The sequence below is a fragment of the Endozoicomonas sp. ONNA1 genome (assembly GCF_024606325.1).
In the GTDB taxonomy this organism is placed as follows: domain Bacteria; phylum Pseudomonadota; class Gammaproteobacteria; order Pseudomonadales; family Endozoicomonadaceae; genus Endozoicomonas_A.
This window is the reverse complement of record NZ_JAHHPN010000537.1, coordinates 1-2,410: the sequence shown is the minus strand read 5'-3', so window position 1 is coordinate 2,410 and position 2,410 is coordinate 1. Positions and strand designations below refer to the sequence as shown.

Here is a 2,410-nt window from a genome sequence, read left to right as displayed (position 1 = left end):
AATGGTCGTTCTCCCATGCAGAAAGTATTCCTTACTTCTACACTCTGGGTGCCTTGTACAAGAGGCAACAGGGCGATGATCAGAAAGTTCATGGTCATGATCAGAGCAATGCCCCTCAATCGGGGTCTCTATCTGCAACCATAACCCACTGACAGCTATGAGCCATTAAAAGCTGCTTCCTCATCTGGCTTAGTTATCACTTTTTCGGGTAATAGAAGTACTCGGCTCTGGGTAGTAAAATGACAAATGCCCGCCCCAATGCATTAAGCCTTGCTGTGGTCGTTGCAATCAGCTCCTCCATCATTGGTACTCAGGCTCTGGCGGATCGCAGGCTACAGACAAAGTCTTTCGATATTCAGGGCAATAAACATGTGGAGTTTACCTCGAGTGAGGTCATGGTTCAGCCAACTTTAGGTGATGACCAGCAGCCAATACCGAAATCTTTTACAACCACTTACCCTGATCGTACTCAAGTCAGAGCAGACTATGGCGTTCCTTCGGAAGGCTTTACAGACATTCTTTCTGGCATCAAGGGTGGCGTTTCCAGTGTTGATCTGTTTGAAACCGACGACAATGACTTTGCCCGGAAGTACACCAAAGTCCTGAAAGTCGGTAATGAAGGGATCTTCAGGTTCACCCATAACCTTGCAGAAAAAAAACTGGTCATTGAAGTCAGAGACGGAATGACCGATCAGGATTCCATTGAGGCTATTCGAAATCAATCTGGTGACATCCAACCATTAGATCCGTTAACAAAAATCGCCAGACCCGAACAACTGGCCGGATTACTGAAGGGTGCCAATGAAAGAGCAGGAAACCTTGGTGAAGTTGATAACTATGTCGCCCTTGCCACCGTTTCAGTAGACGAAGTTGAAGTGAATGGGCGCACCTTCATGCGTCTTGTCGCTGCTGCCGATGAGCCTCCCGAGTTACAGCGTCTTGGTCAATCACTCTTTATCAATGATGAAGCGCTTCTGGCGGCAGCCACCTCTGCCTATACGCAGGTTCATGTTCTGAAAGACGATTTACAACAGAAAGCTCTGAACGAGCTGTTGTCCTGTCATAAACCCGTCGGCTATGTTGTTCACGTCGGGGATGAGACACAGATTTATCCTCTGCCTGCGGGTTATCCAAAGCTGGAAGTGGATCAGGTTTCGGGGGAAATGATTGTTTTCCGTCGTCAGAAACAGAATCCCACCGATATTGCCTTTGTGGAAAGCCACTATGATCTCTGGAAACAATTTAAAGACCACAGGACACAGGTTAATACCGCAGATGCCGCAAAAGCTCGCAACGCTCATGCGGCGGCAGTACTGGGTATGAATGACTGGGATGATACCTGGTCACTGGAAGAACAAGCCAGACTCCTCAGAAAGAAAATTGATGAAATGAACCGATCGGTGGCCGCAACATTTACCGGAACAGAGGTGACTCCGGAGCAGGCTGTAAAAAATATACTGGCAGTGATTGAAGGCCAGTTCGGCATTGTTTCAGACAATGAAAACGATCTGGGTGGCCGCTCTGAGTTCGTTCTACAGCATCTGCGGCAACAGGCAGAACAGACCGATGAGATATTCCGGGATAAACTGACGATAATCGAAGGTCAGCTCGGTCTGCCTGCCAATAAAAAAGATGACCCGAAAGCCCGTCATGAGATGATTCGAATGCACCTTTGGCTGAATTTGGCCAAGGTGGGTCAACAGCCATATTTTCAGCGTCAATATCAACAAAAGCTGGAAGCAAAGAAAAACTGTTTACAGAAATTTCAGCACATGGTCAATCTACTTCCAACGATTGACAAACACCTTCGCGATTCTGTGGCAGAAGCAAGAGTCTATATCAACACACAACTGGGAGCGGAGCTTGGTATTGATAACCGGGACGATACCCAGCCATTGGAAGAACAAGAAAGAATCATCAGGGAGAAAATTCTTGAAATCAAAAGAACTCTTGACGAAAAAGATGCTACAACAACACAGCCATGGCAAGAAGCTGTAAAAGCAAGACTGGCACCCATTGAAAGCAGGTTAGGTATTACTCTGAACCATGAAGATGATCTGGATACCTGCTATCAGTCCATTCAACAACAGCTGCAACAAAAGGTAGAACTCAACAATGTGGTCATCCAGAACTCACTGACTAACTTCGAAAGTATACTCGGTCTGGTCTCAGATAACAGAAAGAATCCGGAAGTCCGTCGACAGGCCATTCAGCAACACCTCAAACGACAGCAAGCCTGGGTCGCTCAACAGCTTCTTCAGCATGAGGACTCCAGAACAGATGCTGAAATAAAAGCTCGTTATGCAACCATTGCCGCTCATTTAAACATTCAGAATTTTGATAGCAATAAAAATATTGACGCTCAACAGGAACACCTGCTGCAAACATTTAAGACAATGAAAGCCCGGGA

1 protein-coding gene is annotated in these 2,410 nt (G+C 46.5%); it reads left to right on the top strand.

Annotated features, from left to right (window positions below; translation table 11 throughout):
- Window positions 1-239: 239 nt before the first annotated feature.
- Window positions 240-2,410 (top strand): hypothetical protein (locus KDK19_RS12380; RefSeq protein ID WP_257292082.1); only part of this gene is annotated, 2,171 nt, incomplete at its 3' end.